The sequence below is a fragment of the Opitutaceae bacterium genome (assembly GCA_015075305.1).
GTDB lineage: Bacteria > Verrucomicrobiota > Verrucomicrobiia > Opitutales > Opitutaceae > UBA6669.
Map to the genome: position 1 here is coordinate 707,044 of JABTUS010000001.1, position 16,305 is coordinate 723,348.

Annotated in this window: 11 protein-coding genes and 1 pseudogene; 9 read left to right on the top strand and 3 right to left on the bottom strand. The window is 61.5% G+C overall.

The genetic code is table 11. The annotated features are described in order from the left end of the window. Window positions 1–5: 5 nt before the first annotated feature. From sufD to HS122_02915, 3 genes are all read left to right on the top strand, one after another. The gene (gene sufD / locus HS122_02905; GenBank protein ID MBE7537348.1) at window positions 6–1,394 is read left to right on the top strand and encodes a Fe-S cluster assembly protein SufD; all 1,389 of its coding nucleotides are present in this window, start codon (window positions 6–8) and stop codon (window positions 1,392–1,394) included. Between the two features lie 13 nt (window positions 1,395–1,407). After that, the gene (locus HS122_02910; protein ID MBE7537349.1) at window positions 1,408–1,965 is read left to right on the top strand and encodes a DUF59 domain-containing protein; all 558 of its coding nucleotides are present in this window, start codon (window positions 1,408–1,410) and stop codon (window positions 1,963–1,965) included. 304 nt (window positions 1,966–2,269) lie between these two features. Continuing rightward, window positions 2,270–6,445, top strand: a complete 4,176-nt coding sequence (locus HS122_02915) for a glycosyltransferase (protein MBE7537350.1) — start codon at window positions 2,270–2,272, stop codon at window positions 6,443–6,445. Window positions 6,446–6,463: 18 nt separating this feature from the next. On the opposite strand, the gene HS122_02920 is transcribed toward HS122_02915, so the two are convergent. After that, a complete protein-coding gene (locus HS122_02920; GenBank protein MBE7537351.1) occupies window positions 6,464–7,027 on the bottom strand; it encodes a hypothetical protein in 564 nt (187 codons plus the stop codon). 510 nt (window positions 7,028–7,537) lie between these two features. Here HS122_02920 and HS122_02925 point away from each other — a divergent pair. From HS122_02925 to HS122_02950, 6 genes and pseudogenes are all read left to right on the top strand, one after another. Beyond that, on the top strand, window positions 7,538–9,829 hold the full coding sequence (locus HS122_02925) for a hypothetical protein (protein MBE7537352.1): 2,292 nt from the start codon (window positions 7,538–7,540) through the stop codon (window positions 9,827–9,829). Window positions 9,830–9,957: 128 nt separating this feature from the next. Continuing rightward, the gene (locus HS122_02930; GenBank protein MBE7537353.1) at window positions 9,958–10,104 is read left to right on the top strand and encodes a hypothetical protein; all 147 of its coding nucleotides are present in this window, start codon (window positions 9,958–9,960) and stop codon (window positions 10,102–10,104) included. Window positions 10,105–10,110: 6 nt separating this feature from the next. Further along, a pseudogene (locus HS122_02935) lies at window positions 10,111–10,770 on the top strand (sigma-70 family RNA polymerase sigma factor). Beyond that, window positions 10,767–11,882: a Gfo/Idh/MocA family oxidoreductase gene (locus HS122_02940; protein ID MBE7537354.1), complete on the top strand. Its 1,116-nt coding sequence runs from the start codon at window positions 10,767–10,769 to the stop codon at window positions 11,880–11,882. Before HS122_02935 ends, HS122_02940 begins: the two are co-directional and overlap by 4 nt. A gap of 11 nt (window positions 11,883–11,893) precedes the next feature. Next, on the top strand, window positions 11,894–12,424 hold the full coding sequence (locus HS122_02945) for a hypothetical protein (protein ID MBE7537355.1): 531 nt from the start codon (window positions 11,894–11,896) through the stop codon (window positions 12,422–12,424). Continuing rightward, a complete protein-coding gene (locus tag HS122_02950; protein ID MBE7537356.1) occupies window positions 12,384–13,292 on the top strand; it encodes a hypothetical protein in 909 nt (302 codons plus the stop codon). Before HS122_02945 ends, HS122_02950 begins: the two co-directional genes overlap by 41 nt. A gap of 23 nt (window positions 13,293–13,315) precedes the next feature. On the opposite strand, the gene HS122_02955 is transcribed toward HS122_02950, so the two are convergent. Both HS122_02955 and HS122_02960 read right to left on the bottom strand, forming a co-directional pair. Further along, window positions 13,316–14,140, bottom strand: coding sequence for a Type 1 glutamine amidotransferase-like domain-containing protein (locus HS122_02955; GenBank protein ID MBE7537357.1), 825 nt, complete (start codon window positions 14,138–14,140; stop codon window positions 13,316–13,318). An 18-nt stretch (window positions 14,141–14,158) separates the two neighbouring features. Then, window positions 14,159–16,273, bottom strand: coding sequence for a sodium:solute symporter family protein (locus tag HS122_02960; GenBank protein MBE7537358.1), 2,115 nt, complete (start codon window positions 16,271–16,273; stop codon window positions 14,159–14,161). Between the last annotated feature and the right edge of the window lie 32 nt (window positions 16,274–16,305).

Sequence of the window (16,305 nt, forward strand, 5' to 3'; positions counted from 1 at the left end):
CACCCATGAACACATCCCTTTCTCCCTCTCCCACTCCCAACCTTGTCGGCGACTTCACGAGCGAGCGATTCAACGCTCATCTCGCAAGCCTTCCCTCCTCGGTTCCCGCCTGGTGGATAGACCGCAAGCGCAGCGCCTACTCGGTCTTTGCCTCCCTGCCGATGCCCCCGCGGACGGACGAGTCCTGGCGCTTCAGCAGCCGCGAGCACCTGACGCTGTCCGGCTTCTCCTCCAGCTCGGCGGTCTCCGGCGGCTCGACCAAGGCATCCAGTATCCAAATAGAGGATACGGCGGCCCAGTTGACCTTCACCGATGGAAGACTCACCGGACGCACTCCGCTCGCGGCGGGCCCTGCCTCCTCGGGCATCATCGTTGCAACGATCCTCGAGGGTCTGACGACCCATTCGGAGCTGCTGCGCAAGCACTTCATGGCGCAGCCGCAGAAGCTCGGCTCTGAAAAGTTCGCCGCGCTGCACACCGCATTCATTCCCGACGGCGCCTTCATCTACGTCCCACGTGGCGTCGAGTTGAAGTCGCCCATTGTGGTGACCCACGCGTCCACCGGAGCCGGATCCGCCGTTTTTCCGCACACACTCGTGATCGCGGAGGAAAACTCCAAGGTGACGGTTGTCGACGTGTTCGTGACGGCAGACGGCGACTCCTCTCCCAAGCCCGCCAACCCCGCCGTCTCATTCGATGCCTTTGCCTGCGGGGCGAACGACCTCTACGCCGGACACGGTGCCACCCTCACCTACGTCGCCGCACAGCTTTGGTCGTACAACACGCTCTCCTTCCAGCTCAACTCCACCCTCGTTCGCCGCGACGCGCGCGTGCAGTCGCTCAACCTCCACCTCGGCGGAAAACAGGCGCGCCACGAATCGCTCTCCCAGCTTCAGGCACCCGGTGCGCTTTCCGAGATGCTCGCGATCACGGTGGCCTCGGGCGACCAGGAGTTCGATCAGCGCACGCTTCAGATTCATCAGGCGCCAAACACCAAGAGTGACCTCCTCTACAAGAACGCCCTTCTGGATACAGCGAAGACGATCTTCTCCGGGCTGATAGTGGTGGATCCGGATGCCCAGAAGACCGACGCCTATCAGAGCAACCGCAATCTCATGCTCTCCGACAGCGCGGACGCCAACAGCCTTCCCGGTCTCGAAATCCAGGCCAACGACGTGAGGTGCACGCATGGCGCAACAACCAGCCAGGTCGATCCGGCGCAGCTTTTCTATCTCGAATCCCGCGGCATCACCCCGGTGGTTGCGAGGGAGCTGCTCGTCTTCGGTTTCTTCGAGGAGGTCCTGAACCGCCTCGAGAACGAGAAGCTTCACGCCGTCCTGATCAAGCTGATCGAGCTGCATTTTCGCAGCGCCTTCAACCAGCCCAAGCATTAGCAACAGCCAGACCATGTCCAAGGCCAGCAAGGAACGCACACTGTCCCGAGAAGTCATCGCCACCCAGATCCCCAGCGGCGACAAGCAGATCCTGCCCGCAGGCACGCGCCTGTTCATCCACCAGACGCTCGGTGGAAGCTACACTGTGCAAACCGACTTCGGGCTCTTTCGCATCGATGGCAGGGATGGCGACTCCATTGGCGAGGCGGTTGCCGCCGGCGCGGTTGCCGCAACTCCATTGACCGACGGCGCCCCGGATCCCGCCGCCGTCTGGGATCAATTGAAGAATGTCTATGACCCGGAAATACCGGTGAACATCGTCGATCTTGGCCTCATCTATTCGATGGACATCGAGAAGATCGAGGAAGGCCAGGGCGGTTATCGAGTGAGCGTTGCCATGACCCTGACCGCACCCGGCTGCGGCATGGGCCCGGCAATCGCTGAGGATGCAAAGACCAAGGTGCTGCTCGTCCCCGGCGTCGCCGATGCCGTGGTCAACATCACCTGGGAGCCACCCTGGAACCAGTCCATGATCAGCGAAGAGGGCAAGATGAAGCTCGGCCTGATCTGAGCTGGCCCTGCTGCCCGCCCCGACCCGGTTTTCGCGGGCGAGACCGCCCAACCCTGGAAATCCGCGGAGTTACGGATTGCCTGAAGGCTGGCATGCCTACACCGATGAAGCTGTGTCGCCTGCAGACCCGTCCCCCTGCTCCGCAACGCAACTGCAACCACAAGCTTCAAAGATGATCCCCAGCCGCCCTGCCGCCACGCCTCTGAACTTGTTGCCCATTGCCGCGCCTGCATCGGTGCTGTCGCGCCAATCATAGCGCAGCCCCTGTGCCGGCATCATCAATCAAAGCTTTCGATTCACCGACGTGAACATCCTGTTCGTCAACTACGGCGACTTCACCACCAACAGCGTCAACCACATCTCAGCTTTCGCACGAAAGCTGACCGAGGCGGGGCACGCTTGCATCGTCGCCGTGCCTGCGGGAAAGGAAACGCTTTCAGTCGTTCGCGAGCCGGAGTTCGGCGCTGCGACATTCGACGAACTGCTCGAGAATCCGGCCCGGTTTCCCGACGGCCGCGCCGCTGACATCGTGCACGCCTGGACGCCGCGCGAAGTCGTTCGCCGTTTTGTCATTGCCTACAAGAGGCGCGTCCCCTCCCGGCTCGTTGTGCACCTCGAGGACAACGAGGAATACCTGGTTGAATCGTACATGCAGACTCCCATCGGGGAACTGCGTGAATCGCTGGAGTCGGAGTACACCAAACCACTCGTCTCGGGACTGCCGCATCCGCTGCGCTACCGCACGCTGCTGCGCCTCGCCGACGGCGTTTCTGTCATTGTGGATACGCTGCGCCAGTTTGTTCCCGTGGGCACGCCTGTCCTGACGCTGCCTCCCGGCGTCGACTTCGCTTTCCATCGTCCCACCCCCCCGAGCGCGGCGCTCAAAACGGAGCTTGGCCTTGGCACCGAAGAAAAGATCATCGTCTTCACGGGCAGCAACACCTTCGCCAACGAGAGCGAAATCCTCGACCTCTACCTCGCGGTCAAACTGCTCAACGAACAGGGCACCGCCACGCGGCTCATTCGCACCGGGTTCAACAGCCCGCAATTCATTGAAGCGCTCCCCGCTGGCTGGCAGGACTGGACCATTGATCTGGGTTTCATCGAAAAGGCACGCCTGCCCGGATTGCTCGCATTGAGTGATGTCCTGGTGCAACCGGGGCATCCCGGGCGTTTCAACGATTTCCGCCTCCCGTCAAAACTTCCCGAATACCTGGCTAGCGGTCGGCCGGTCATCACGATCGCATCCAATATCGGACTCGAGCTTCAGGACGGAAAAAACTCCATCCTTCTCTCGGATGCCACTCCGCAGTCCATCGCCGATGCCTGCAGACGCGTCTTCGAGGATCCGCGGTCCGCGGCGACAATCGGCGCCGGCGGCGTCACCTTCGCAAGGGAGCGATTCGATCTCACGAAAAACTCCCGGCGCCTCGAGCAGTTCTATGCCGAACTCGCGGCGCGGCCGATAAAGCCTGCGTGGACGGCGGTCACCGACGGCGGCGATGTCACGCTCCTGGCCCGGAATCTTCAGGATCAGCTCGCTTCGCTGGCGGCACCAGCCACTCCGCTCTGGAGCGACATCATCGCTCTGACCGCGGATTTCACCCGGCTCTCGCGCCAGCTCGAGGTGTCGGTTGAACAATCCGAGCAGACCCTGCGCGCAGCCTGCGATCAGTTGGAGCGCGACCGCGACGAATGGAAGCGCGGCTGGATGCTGACGGACCAGCATGCCAAAAATGTCGAGGCGACGCTTCACGCGACACAGACGCACGTCGAGAATCTCGAGAAGACCCACGCTGCGCTGAAGCACGACCACAATCGCGGGAATGCGCATCGCGAACAAACCGAAACCCTGCTGCGTTCCGCGCGCGCCCAGGCGCGGGCATTTGAAGCCGCGCTGGTCAATTCTGAAAAGCGTCTCAGCGAGAGTGCAGTCGAGCTGACGCAGCTGAAAGAGCGCGTGGAAGCCACGGAGAATCACGCCAGGAACCTCGAGAACGCCCTCGCCCTGACCCGCGAGCATCTGGCCCAGAATGACCAGTGGAGGCAGCGGATCGAAGCGGAACTCACATCCGCGCACGGCAGGATCGTCGCACTCGACGGATCGCTGGCCAGGACCAGCTACGAGCTGACGCAGACGCGCGCTCGGGCGCTCGCGCTGGGGGAGCGCTCTCGAAGCGAGATCGCCCAGCTCAGGGAGTCCATCCAGCGCGGCGCGGACCTGGTTGCGCAGCGCGAGGCGAAGATCCGCGCCATGCAGTCGTCTTTCTCCTGGCGTGCCACCGCGCCATTGCGCGCGCTGCGGCGACTGGTCGTCGATCCCCTCCGGAAACGGAAACCGAAGCACCCCGCCGCTGCGGCTGCCGCCATCCCCGACAGCACGCTCGCCTTCAACCCGGGTGACTTCACCGAGCCCATCACATCGTTTCATTTCAGCGTCGATTATCCCCAGGCCTGGAGTTTCTCGATCAGCAGGATCGTCGTGCGCGGATGGTGCCTCACCCGCCAGCCAGTTCCGCTCAAGAAGGTGCGCGCAAGGATCGGCAGCCGTGTGCATGAGGGCGTCTATGGACTCAAGCGCATGGATGTCCTCGCGGCGATGCGCGATCTCCCCCAGGCGGAATACTGCGGATTCAAGATCGATGTGGCACTGGAGGAAGCCGACCAGGAAATCGTGCTCGAAGTGGCCGACGAGCATGGCGCCTGGCACCGCTTCTTTTCAACGGAGCTGAAGGTTGGCCCCCAGCATGGCCAGCCGGAGTTGACGAGTTACGAGCGGTGGGCCGCGACCTACGACACGCACACGCGCGAATCGCTGGAGGGATTGCGCAGGCATGTCGATTCCCTCGCCGCCCGGCCGCTCATTTCGATCGTCATGCCGGTCTACCACCAGAAGCCCGAGGACGAAAAGTGGCTCCGCCAGGCAATCGGGAGCGTGATCAACCAGGCGTATCCACACTGGGAACTCTGCATCGCGGACGATGCCTCGCCGGCTGCACACGTTAAGCCGCTGCTCGAAGCGTTTTCGAGAAACGATCCCAGGATCAGAACGGTTTTTCGCTCGCAAAATGGCCACATTTCAGCGGCCTCAAACTCCGCCCTGGAGATCGCCACCGGGGAATTTGTCGCGCTGCTTGATCACGACGACGAGCTTGCGCCGCATGCACTCTATGAAGTGGCCGCCCTGCTGTCGGCGCGACCCGACACCGATCTGGTTTACAGTGATGAAGACAAGATCGATGAGGAAGGCCGCCGGCATGAACCGTATTTCAAGCCCGACTTCCTCCCCGATCTCTTCGTCGGTCAGAACTACCTTTCACACCTCTCCGTGTACCGGACGGACATCGTGCGGGCAGTCGGCGGATTCCGAGCCGGCTACGAGGGAAGCCAGGACTGGGACCTCGCCCTTCGCGTCACCGAACGCAGCTCCCCGGGCCGCATCCGGCATATTCCCAAGGTGCTCTACCACTGGCGCGCCATTCCGGGTTCAACCGCCATGCTGCTGAGCGAGAAGAATTACCCGATTGAGGCCGCGCGCCGTGCCCTGGCCGACCATTTCTCCCGCATCGGTGAATCAGTCGAGCTGAGTCCCGTTCCCGGCGACCACTGGCGCGCGAAGCGGACAATTCCAGACCCCGCTCCGCTCGTCTCGCTCATCATCCCGTCGCGCAACAGCCTCAAGCTCCTGTCGCGCTGCGTCGACACGATCCTCGCCAAAACCGATTATCCGAACTTCGAAATCCTGATCGTCGACAACGGATCTGACGATTCCGATACCCTGGCCTATCTCCGAAAAATCGCCCGCGAAAACGTGTCGGTGCTCCGCTACGACACACCCTTCAACTACTCCGCGATCAACAACCATGGAGTGAAGCACGCGCGCGGTGAAATCATCGGCCTGCTCAACAACGATCTTGAGGTCATCCACGGCGACTGGCTGCGGGAGATGGTCAGCCAGGTCGTTCGCCCCGCGATCGGATGTGTCGGCGCCATGCTCTACTACCCCAACGAGACAATCCAGCACGCCGGGGTGATTGTGGGACTCGGTGGCGTGGCCGGCCACGGTTTCCGCGATTATCCGCGCGGCACTGAAGGTCGTTTCAATCGTGCACGCCTGGTGCAGAATTACAGTTCAGTCACCGCCGCGTGCCTGCTCGTGCGCCGGTCCGTCTTCGAACAGGTCGGAGGTCTGGACGAAGGCCTGGCCGTTGCGTTCAACGACATCGACTTCTGCCTGAATGTGCAGGCGGCGGGTTACCGCAACCTTTGGACGCCATTCGCCGAACTCTACCACCATGAGAGCGCAAGCCGCGGCGCCGAGGACACGCCTGAAAAGCACGAGCGTTTCCGTCGCGAAGTGGAAACCATGCTCCAGCGGTGGAAGGCGCAGATCGAGCACGATCCGGCCTACAATCCCAACCTGACGCTGGAGCTCACCGACTTCTCGCTGGCGGCGCCGCCGAGAAACTGGGCTCCCTGAGAGAAGCCCCGACCGCGCTCAGATCCGGTTGTCCTTGATGTAGGGATCCTCGAGCAGGGCGTCGATGCCCCGGGCAGCGATGAACTCCTTGAGCACGGGATCGTCTCCATGGCGCTTCTTGGCGTTCTCCAGGAGAGCGCGCGCATCCTTCTCGCGATCAAGCAGAAGAAGGATGTGGAATTGGGGAATGAGGTTCACGATGTTTTTCGACTTGTCGTAGCGATCCTCATGTATCGCCAGCGCCTTCCTGTAGCTCGCCTTGGCATCGCTCGAATTGTTCAGCCGTTTCTGGGTCGCCCCAAGATCAACCCACCACTCCGGAATGTCACTGCGCAGCTTGGTCGCCTTGGTCAGCGACTCGACAGCCCGGGGATAGTCCTTCATCTGCAGGGCAAACGCCGCGTCCTCCACCAGGCCCTGGGCTTCGGCCGCCACGGCACGGGAGACCTCTTTCGGCTGTGGCATGGAGCTTCCGGCAGCCTCAGTCTCTTTGCTGCACGCGGTGGCACCCATCAGCATGACGAGTGCAACACCAAGGGCGCGGAATACGCTGCGACAGTGTTCAATCAGGAAAGGTTTCATGGAAACCTCCCAGACTAGAGGGCTGGTTCGAGTTTTGGAAAGCTTCAAAAAGAGCCTGTTCAAAACGTGCTGCACCACGAATCGCGCAATCCACGCACCCACCCTCCGTTGGAGGGGCGCGCATCGTCGTGCCCAGGGGACGTATGTCGCAAAACACCGCCAGTTCAACGCCCCCTCGGCAACGCACAATTTGATTTTCAAGTTGTACGAAAATGCCTCAGCCCCAAAGGGGAGAAACAACCCCAGGCCATGGCAACGCCATGGGTCAAACATGCAGCCAGGATCCGGAGTCCTGAAAGGGCGCCCCAAGGCCCGACCGCATCGCAAACCTCAACTCTCCCCTCATTCGACCAACGGACATCTCGGCGACTCCAAACAATTGGCAAAGCACGCCTGTAACTCTTGTCGGGAATTCCCGTAGAACGCGGTGACTGGAATCCACGCTTTCGTCTCACCCCTCGCTTGGCAACGACCCGTCCCTCCTCCCGCCCTTTCCCGCTCACTCTTCCCATGAAACCAATCCGTTTGATCATCGTATTGCTCCTTGCGACAGCGGGGGTCGCCCGTTCCGCCCTGGCTCAGGGTCTTCCGAAAATCAAGGCGTTCTCCCAAAGTCGCAACGTTGTCCTGACCGGTGGCGAGATGTCACTCAACGTCCTGGCCGAAGGACAAGGACCCCTGCACTATCAATGGGAACACAATGGCAGGAAAATACCCGGCGCCACCCTGCCCACACTGACAATCGCGGCTGCGAAGGCGGAGATCGATACCGGCTGGTACCGGGCAACCGTCTCCAACCCCTACGGCTCGGTGTTGAGCAAGGTCGCTTTTGTCAATGTGACGGTCACCCACCCGCAATTCACGATTCTGCCGGAAAATTCGCCCATCAAACTTCGCCTCCCGCCCGATCTAGCCGCAGTCACCGCGATTGCCGTGGGTGAAAAACATGCCCTGGCTCTTCTGCCGGATGGCATCGTGCGGGCTTGGGGCATGAACGACATAGGACAACTGAATGTTCCTGCAGGGTTGGACAACGTCGTGGCGGTGGCCGCGTGCAACCAGACATCCTTTGCCCTGCGGTCGGACGGAACCGTCGTGGGCTGGACTGTCGGCTGGGACAGATTGCCCATTCCAACGAATTCGTCGAACGTGGTGCAACTCTCCGCCGGTCAGGCGCATCTTCTGCTTCTCACTTCGGAGAATCGCGTGCTCGCCTGGGGCTGGAATGGAGTGGGACAAACTGAAATCCCCAAAGACATGGGCAAGGTCATCGGCGTCGGAGCAAGTTACAACACCTCCTTCACATGGACCGAGGCCGGAAAGGTCTACGGGTGGGGAGACAACGTGTTTGCCCAGATTTCCGACGCCATGCGATCGATCCCCGAAGGCAGGCAATTGATTTCGATCGGCGGTGGTGAGGACTTCTGTCTGGGCCTGCTCGACAATGGTCAGGTTGTCGGCTGGGGACGCGGTTACTCCCATGCAGAACGGCATCCTTTGAAACCCGAGGAAAAAGCGATAGCCATAAAGGCAGGGCTGTGGAGTGGAGTCGCGTTGCTGGAGGATGAGACCGCCGTCGTGTGGGGGCAGGTGGACAAGCAGGTGATTGATCCCATGAAAACACGCATCGCGGATGCGCATCTGATCGATAACAGCGACGACACCATTGTCATTGTCACAGCCGACCCATCCAACGCCCCCTTCCCGCTTCACGCCGGATTCAGCGCGGATCCGCTTTCTCAAATCGTTCCCGCGCACTCCCGGGTCAAACTGACGGTCGGGCCGGGTGCCTCAGCTCAAAGCTACCAGTGGATGAAAAACGGACTACCGATCTCTGGAGCAAACTCAGCCTCACTTTCCGTTTCGATGGAATCTTCCGACGACGAAGGCATCTTCCGCTGCGTGGTGGGCAGCGGCAAGGATGCAATCACGAGCCATGAGGCAGTGGTTCGATTGACGGAACCTGAACCTCCCAGCCGCCTGACAAACTTTTCAGTCCGTGGTCGTTTGGGCAGTGATTCGGAGACCCTCAACCTCGGGCTGGCTCTGGCAGGAGATTCAACCGGTGCCGGAGGCAAACAACTGCTTGTGCGGGCCGTGGGCCCCTCACTCAGCCAGTTCGGTCTGACGCAGGTAGCGGGTGATCCTGCAGTGGAATTGATCTCCGCGGGAAAACTCCTGGCCGGCAACGATGACTGGAAGAGCGACGCCGGTCCTCCCAATTTCTGGAGAGCGCTGGGCGCATTCGATCTCCTGCCTGGATCCAAGGATGCGCTTGTATTCGGGGACTATGGCGGAGTTGGAACGTACTCGGTTGTGATCAGAAACCGCGGCTCGGCAGGCGGAATTGGGTTGGGAGAAGTCTACTTGGCAAACTCATCGGGCCAGCCGCAAAGCCAGCTCCCGCGCATGATCAATCTCTCCGCCCGCGGACTCGCTGGACGCGGTGAAAATCAGATCATCGTCGGATTCGTCATCGCTGGCACGCTCTCAAAAAACATCCTGGTCACGGGGATCGGGAGTCCACTTGCGCAGTATGGAATCGCGAACCCGTTAACAGACCCGCACATCGTGATTTTCAAGGGCGGCTATCAGGTATTGGCCGAGAGCGACAACTGGTCGACCGAATCGGACCGTGCCATACTCGGACAACTCTTGCCGTCCGTGGGGTCACTGGCTGCGGTCGGCGAAAAGAATGCAGCCTTGGCGATCACCCTTCCTCCCGGAGCCTACACCGTGCTGTTGAACGGGGTCGGAGATGGAACCGGGGTGGGTCTTGTTGAAGTTTTCGAGATTCCCTGAACGAAGTCCGAAACTCAACTGAACGTACGCACCATGCCGGAGCCATCCGCGAACCAATGATTTTCAGACGAAACTCCCGGTTTCGAAAATCATTGAACGGCAAACCTGTCGCGACTAAGCCTTGCGCCATGTCCGCGCCGGATCCCCCCGCTGACAGCCAGGCGCCGCGCTCGTCGCAGTTTCCGAGCACGCATTGGTCGGTCGTGCTGCAGGCGGGACTTGACGATACGGACGAAGCCGACTCCGCCTTGGATTCGCTCTGTCGACTGTATTGATTTCCCCTCTACAGTTATGTCCGGCGAACGGGGCGGACTCATCATGAAGCCGAGGATCTGGTCCAAGCTTTCTTCACGCACCTGATCGCCACCGCCGCTCTGGCGCGGGCCTGTCCCACGCGCGGGCGTTTCCGCACCTTTCTGCTCACGGCCTTGCGAAACTTCCTCACCACCGAGTGGCATCGGGCCAACGCCATCCGCCGCGGCGGCGGAACGCGGCAGGTGCCAATCCCGTCCTGCGGCGGCGACAGTCGATTCTCCCGGGAAGTCGTCGATGCAAGCCTGACACCCGAGCAATCATACGACCGTCAATGGGCCCTGGAAATGATCGAGCACGTGGTGGCGGACCTCCGCGCCGAGTACGAGTCCAGCGGTCGAGGCGGGCTCTACCATTCCCTTGCTCCACTCGTGTGGGGCGGAGGTCCCAGCCTTCCGGTATCGACCCAGGCCGCTTCGCTCCGACTTTCAGAGTCCGCGTTCAAGGTCGCCCTCCTTTGGTCGAATCCACGGACGTCACTGCCGCGGGAGCAGCGCAGACTCCTCCGGGGGCCCGCGCCCACATTCAGCCGCGGCCGCCATTTCCCGCCAGTCGTTGGCCTGCAATTTTCATTAATTTTCAGAATGATTCTTGCAGCGGAACCCATAGGATGGATTTTTGACCTATGACCAAGACCTACCGCGCCGCTCTTGTTGGCACTGGTTCCATTGGAGACGCCCATGTCCGGGCGGTTGAGTCCACACACGGACGGGTTGTTCTCGAGGCCGCGGTCGACATCGACCCCGTCCGCGTGGGCGATTTCGGGAAACGTCACAAGATCCCGCACACCTACACCGACTACCAGGTGATGCTGCGCGAGTTGAAGCCGGATATTGTCATGATCGCGACGCCCCCGTCGCAGCACATGCCCATGAGCATAGCCGCCATGGAAGCAGGAGCCTGGGTTTTCTGTGAAAAACCCCTGTGCGGTTCGCTGGCGGAACTGGATGCCATCCAGGCTGCCGAGAAAAAGACCGGTTGTTACACCGCGTGCATTTTCCAGATGCGGTTTGCCTCCTCGACCGCTCATGTCCGCCGCCTCGCCGACCTAGGCCAGCTCGGGCGTCCGCTGGTCGGTGTCTGCAACACGCTCTGGTATCGCGACCCCGCGTACTACGCCGTCCCGTGGCGCGGACGCTGGGAAACCGAGCTCGGCGGTCCCACCATGGGGCTCGGCATCCACGCCATGGACCACCTGCTGCACCTCTTCGGAGACTGGAAGGAACTGCGCGCAATCGCCGCGACACTCGACCGCGCAATCGAGGTTGAGGATGTCTCCATGGCCCTCGTCACATTCGCAAACGGTGCCGTCGCCTCCATAGTGAACAGCGCTCTCAGCCCCAGGCAGGAGACGTATCTGCGACTCGACTACCAGCGTGCAACGCTGGAGCTCACCCACCTTTACGGCTACACGCGCGACAACTGGAAGATGACTCCCGTGCCCGCCACCCAGGACGACGGTCTCATGCAGGCCTGGCAGAGTTTTCCGCCGGACGTGGGTTCCACCCACGGCGCTCAGCTCAACGCCTTCGTTGCCAGCCGCGACGCCGGCCGTCAGCCACTGACGTCCGGGGAGGAAGCCCGCAAGACCCTCGAACTGCTGACAGCCATCTACAAGTCCGCATTCACCGGTGAAATCGTTGCCCGCGGATCGATCCGCCCGGGCGATTCATTCTACACCGCGCTGCACGGAAACCGCGCCCCCGCGCGGAGCAAGAACCAGCCGCCCTCAATCCACTAATCACTCCAATCATGAAGGCTCTGATCACCCTCATCCTCTTTCCCCTGTTCGCCACGCTCGCACTTGCACAGGCCCCGTTTCCCGGCCTGAAGGAGGTGATGACCGAGTCGGAATGGAAGCGAGCCGGGCTCGATCGCCTGACTCCCGACGAAATCGGGGTGATCGACGCCGCGATCATTCGCCACCAGCGCCTGACGACCTCCAATCTCCTGCCCGCCATCACCGAGGCCCGAAAGAAGGCGGAGGAGGAAACGGTGGTCATCGCGCCCATGCCGGGCAAGGCGCAGGGCTGGGCTGAGCGCATGGGCCTGCCCTTCAGCGGCGCGGACTGGAGGTCGCAGCCCGCCCTGAAAGCCAAAGTGGTCTCCATGGAGGGAGCCAACCGCTTCCGCCTCGATAACAATCAAGTTTGGGAGGGACAGGAGCCGATCACCTACGAGCTGGTCGGAAGGAGCATCGAAATTCAAGCCCGCCCTGCAGGCAATTTCGCCCTGATCGTCGATGGAATCAACACAACGCTCCGTGTTCGCCGGATTCACTGAAAATCGCATGCTTTCGATCGAAAGCGATCAACTGATCGCGGAAATCCTGGATCCATCGACCAATCGCGACAGGCTTGGAACGCGTTATTGCGCGGGTGGCTATGTCTGGCAGGTCCGCAGCCGGATCTCCGGGCCGTTGTTCACGGGTCCTCAATGGCCATCCCCGACTCCCACGACCTTCAATGGCCAGGGTCTGCCCGAATCGTTCCGGCACCACAGCCGCAACGGGCGGTCGCTGACCTGGAACGGCGACAGGGGCATCGCTCTGGGAATTGGAGAACTCGCCCGAAGCTCAGCCGGTGAAATTGAACTCGTCTCCCCCTGTGTCTGGTCAAACAACCGTGACGCCTCGCGAGTCGACTTTCACACCGAACACGCCGCCGCAGGCTTTCACTACGACTTGGTGCGCACCGTGCAGTTGTCCGGTCGGTCGCTCACCTCGACATCCCAGCTCACCAATCTCTCGGAAACGCCGCTCGAACTGGAATGGTTTGCACACCCGTTCTTCGCGCTGTCCGACCGCCTGATCGAGGTGCGGCTCCCGGAGCAGACCAGACTAGCCGAGAACCCCGGCTTTTCCCTCGCCGGACGGGAGCTCCGACTGAAGCGCCGCTTCGAGCACGAACGAGACGGACACATGGACTTGCTTCACCTCCCGGCGGGTGCGCACCTCGACGCCACACTCAGTCATCCGCGGCTCGAATTCGTTCAAGTGTCGACAGATTTCCCCCCGAGTGAAACGGTCATCTGGGGAAACGACGCCACATTCTCCATCGAGCCCTACAGGAGCATTCGCCTTGCGCACGGCGAAACGCAGTCCTGGTCGATATCCTACCGAATGGGAATGGAGAAGCGGGCCGCGCCCTGAGGAGGCAGGGCGCGAAGTGCGAACTACCTCACGCCTGAGCGCGCCGGCGCGACGAGGAGCTCGTCGATCGAGTCGCCCGGCGCCAGCGCGCGCACAGATCCCTCGCGATAGAGCCAGCCAAGACCGACGGAAAACGTCACCTTGCCGCGATGCAGCCGTGCGAATGACGCATTGCCAAGAGCCAGCACCGACTCTCCTGGATTGAACGCCAGATAGCCCCTGATCTTGGCGGAACGTCCAGAGAACTCCGCCTTCTCCGCCGGGGCAGGATGATGCGGATTGATGACCGCTGGAAATATCCCCAGCGCATTGCGCGTGGGAACATCCGCCACGGGAAAGTCATTCGTCGTGCCGATCAGCAGGCCCGCCACATTCGCGCCCGCACTCGTCCCGCAGTACGGAATCCCGGCGAGCGTTCGTTCCCGCAGGACCTGCAGCTGACCGGTTCGATAGAGTTCGGCGAGCAGGACAAAAGTCTCCCCTCCCCCGACAAAAATTCCGTCAGCGGATTTCAAAAGCGCTATCTGGCCCTTCGCGTCATGGCGGTGCAGGGACTCCGCCTCAAACGGGCCGAGGTGGGCAAACGCCTCCTTCAACCGGGCCTCCATGCGATCGCGGTCCTTTGGAAGCGAGGCATGCAGGACCAGCGCTATCTTCCGGCAGCCGGCATAATGCTCCCGCATGATGGCAAGCGACGGGTCTCCAAAGTGATTCCCGTTCATCATGCTTCCGCCGCAGACCAGGACCGACGCCCGTTCGCTCGTGAAAAACGTGGCGCGAGGCGCGGCGATGACCGCTGCCGCCAGCATCAGGAATGCGAATCCGGCGGGACAAATCTTCTGTTTCATGAGAATTCCTCCGCTCCTTCAGCTTCCAATCAGCAGCACTCCCTTGAAGAAGAGCAGGATGCCGCCGACCAGCGCGCAGCACCCGAGAAATCCAAGAAAGTCCTGCCGGTTCCATTTCGTAAACTCCCAGTTGGTCCGGGGAAAAAGCTTCTGATGATCGAAGCGCGTCGGGTTCGCATACGACGCCTCCACCGCTGCGGCATCCTCCTCCAGTGTCGCACCCACCGGAGTCTTTAGACGCACATAAAACCGGTCGAGCCGGGACTTCTCCGTGGGCCGCGTCAGCAGACTGATCACCAGCAGCGTGAAAATGGGGAACAGTGCGTCCACCAGATAGCGGGTCGTGAGCAGTTGCGCCGGCGAGAATCCGGCGACGTCGAATCCGAGTAGTCTCACCAGATAGACCTCGACAAAAAACAGCCCGCGTCCCGTTCGCGGTGAACTGAGGTCCTTCGGATCGAGGTGCACGACGCCCTCTTCAAAATAGATGGAAACCGGATCCATGCGCTGCTGGCGCGTCACCGTTTCGCCCTCGCGGGCCGCCCGACCCGCGGCGACGTCCTCAGCCGACGCATGCACCTGGACCGTCACCACTCGCTCCCGCGTCATCGCGGTCAGGGACTCCGAGCGGGCGAGCGCCGGAATGCTTGGCACAACCCACGGAATGACCGCAACCAGCACGATCGTCGAAACCACCTGGATGCGAACCGCGGTCTCCGTCAGGCGCCGCCAGATGAACATCAGCGTGATCGGCACGCCCCAGATCACCAGAAGCACGATGGCAAATTTTAAAAGTGCGATCACGCTGTTCAAATACAGCCCCACCGCAACCCCCGCGCCCAGCACTACAGGGACCGTCAATCGCGCAACGACCATGTAATGCCTGGTGGATTTTCCCGGAAACATCGGCTCATACAGATTTTTCACGACCAGTCCGGACAGAACGACCGACAAGGCGCCAAGCAGCGCGAGTTTGCCGCCCAGAATTCCGATGATCATCACGCCGATCAACCCGACCGGAAGCAGCGCGCTGGTCAGAAGTCCCCAAGCCTGATCCGGATCCGAGAGGCCGGGGCCGAACAAGGCGAGGGCGATCAGTCCGCAGTAGCACCACGCGATCGTCACAAAGCGCTTGCTGAAGCCGCCTGTCACCGCGCCGAGCCGTGCGGCCAGTTCGTTCTTCGCCGAGCCCGCGATGGTCATGTTGGCCTGTGACCCGACGATGCCGACGAACTGGACAAACAGGAGCGCGGCGATCGAATACCAGGTGTATTCGCTCCGGCCTCCCCCGCCGAAGAGATTGAGCATGACCGCCGGCACCTTTTCATGCAGCGCATCCGCCCCCCCCAGCTTGAAGAGACCAAAGGGTATCAGAATTATGGATATGAGGATGACCAGCACCGCCTGCATCGCATCGACAACCGCCGACGCCTTGAGCCCCCCCAGCATCACAAATGTCGCCACCAGCACGGTCGATATCAGATAAAACGTCACCGGGTGCAGATACGTCACGTAGGGCTGGAGTTCACCACGGTCATAGTAGCCCTTGAGCACCTCATAGCGTGCGCTCTTTTCCTCCGGCAGCACAGATGCCTGGCGCAGCTTGCGCAATTCGCTGAACTCATGAAAGTCGCTGACCCGCTGGCTCTCGACCACGGAATAGATCGCGGGATCCTTCACCATCAGCGGCTGAAGCGTCTTCAGGGCGACAACGTTTCCGCCGGCAATGCTGACGATCGCCATCATGATGGTGGTGACGGCATAGAGCGTGGCCAGGAAGCGGCACCCGAACCGATCGTCGAACAACTCCGCCGTCGTGGTGAGCCGCACCCGCCGAAACCACACGTTCGTGAACCAGTAGTACGGCGTGAGGAAGAGCGTGATGAGCGTCAGCCAGGCGCCGCCCACTCCCTGCCGATAGACCGAACTCGCCGTCGTCGTGGCCTGCCCGGGATCGGTCATGTTTCCGAAGCTCAGGAAGAATTGAAACCACTTGCCCAGCGAGCGTCCGCCCAGGAAGAAATCGCTCTCGCCCTTCACCCCGTGGGCAAAAAGCTTTCCGATCAGGAGCACGGCGATGATGTAGGCGACGATGACCAGCGCGTCGAAAAGGTGGAGACCGAGGACTGTCATGGAGGGAGTGATTTTGGGGGTTGAAACGAAAT

Bases quoted from the DNA above. Each gene is read 5' to 3' on its own strand.
- HS122_02950 (MBE7537356.1), top strand. From the start codon at position 12,384: ATGGAATCAACACAACGCTCCGTGTTCGCCGGATTCACTGAAAATCGC.
- HS122_02920 (MBE7537351.1), bottom strand. From the start codon at position 7,027: ATGAAACCTTTCCTGATTGAACACTGTCGCAGCGTATTCCGCGCCCTT.
- HS122_02910 (MBE7537349.1), top strand. From the start codon at position 1,408: ATGTCCAAGGCCAGCAAGGAACGCACACTGTCCCGAGAAGTCATCGCC.
- HS122_02945 (MBE7537355.1), top strand. From the start codon at position 11,894: ATGAAGGCTCTGATCACCCTCATCCTCTTTCCCCTGTTCGCCACGCTC.
- HS122_02930 (MBE7537353.1), top strand. From the start codon at position 9,958: ATGTCCGCGCCGGATCCCCCCGCTGACAGCCAGGCGCCGCGCTCGTCG.
- HS122_02940 (MBE7537354.1), top strand. From the start codon at position 10,767: ATGACCAAGACCTACCGCGCCGCTCTTGTTGGCACTGGTTCCATTGGA.
- sufD (MBE7537348.1), top strand. From the start codon at position 6: ATGAACACATCCCTTTCTCCCTCTCCCACTCCCAACCTTGTCGGCGAC.
- HS122_02925 (MBE7537352.1), top strand. From the start codon at position 7,538: ATGAAACCAATCCGTTTGATCATCGTATTGCTCCTTGCGACAGCGGGG.
- HS122_02960 (MBE7537358.1), bottom strand. From the start codon at position 16,273: ATGACAGTCCTCGGTCTCCACCTTTTCGACGCGCTGGTCATCGTCGCC.
- HS122_02955 (MBE7537357.1), bottom strand. From the start codon at position 14,140: ATGAAACAGAAGATTTGTCCCGCCGGATTCGCATTCCTGATGCTGGCG.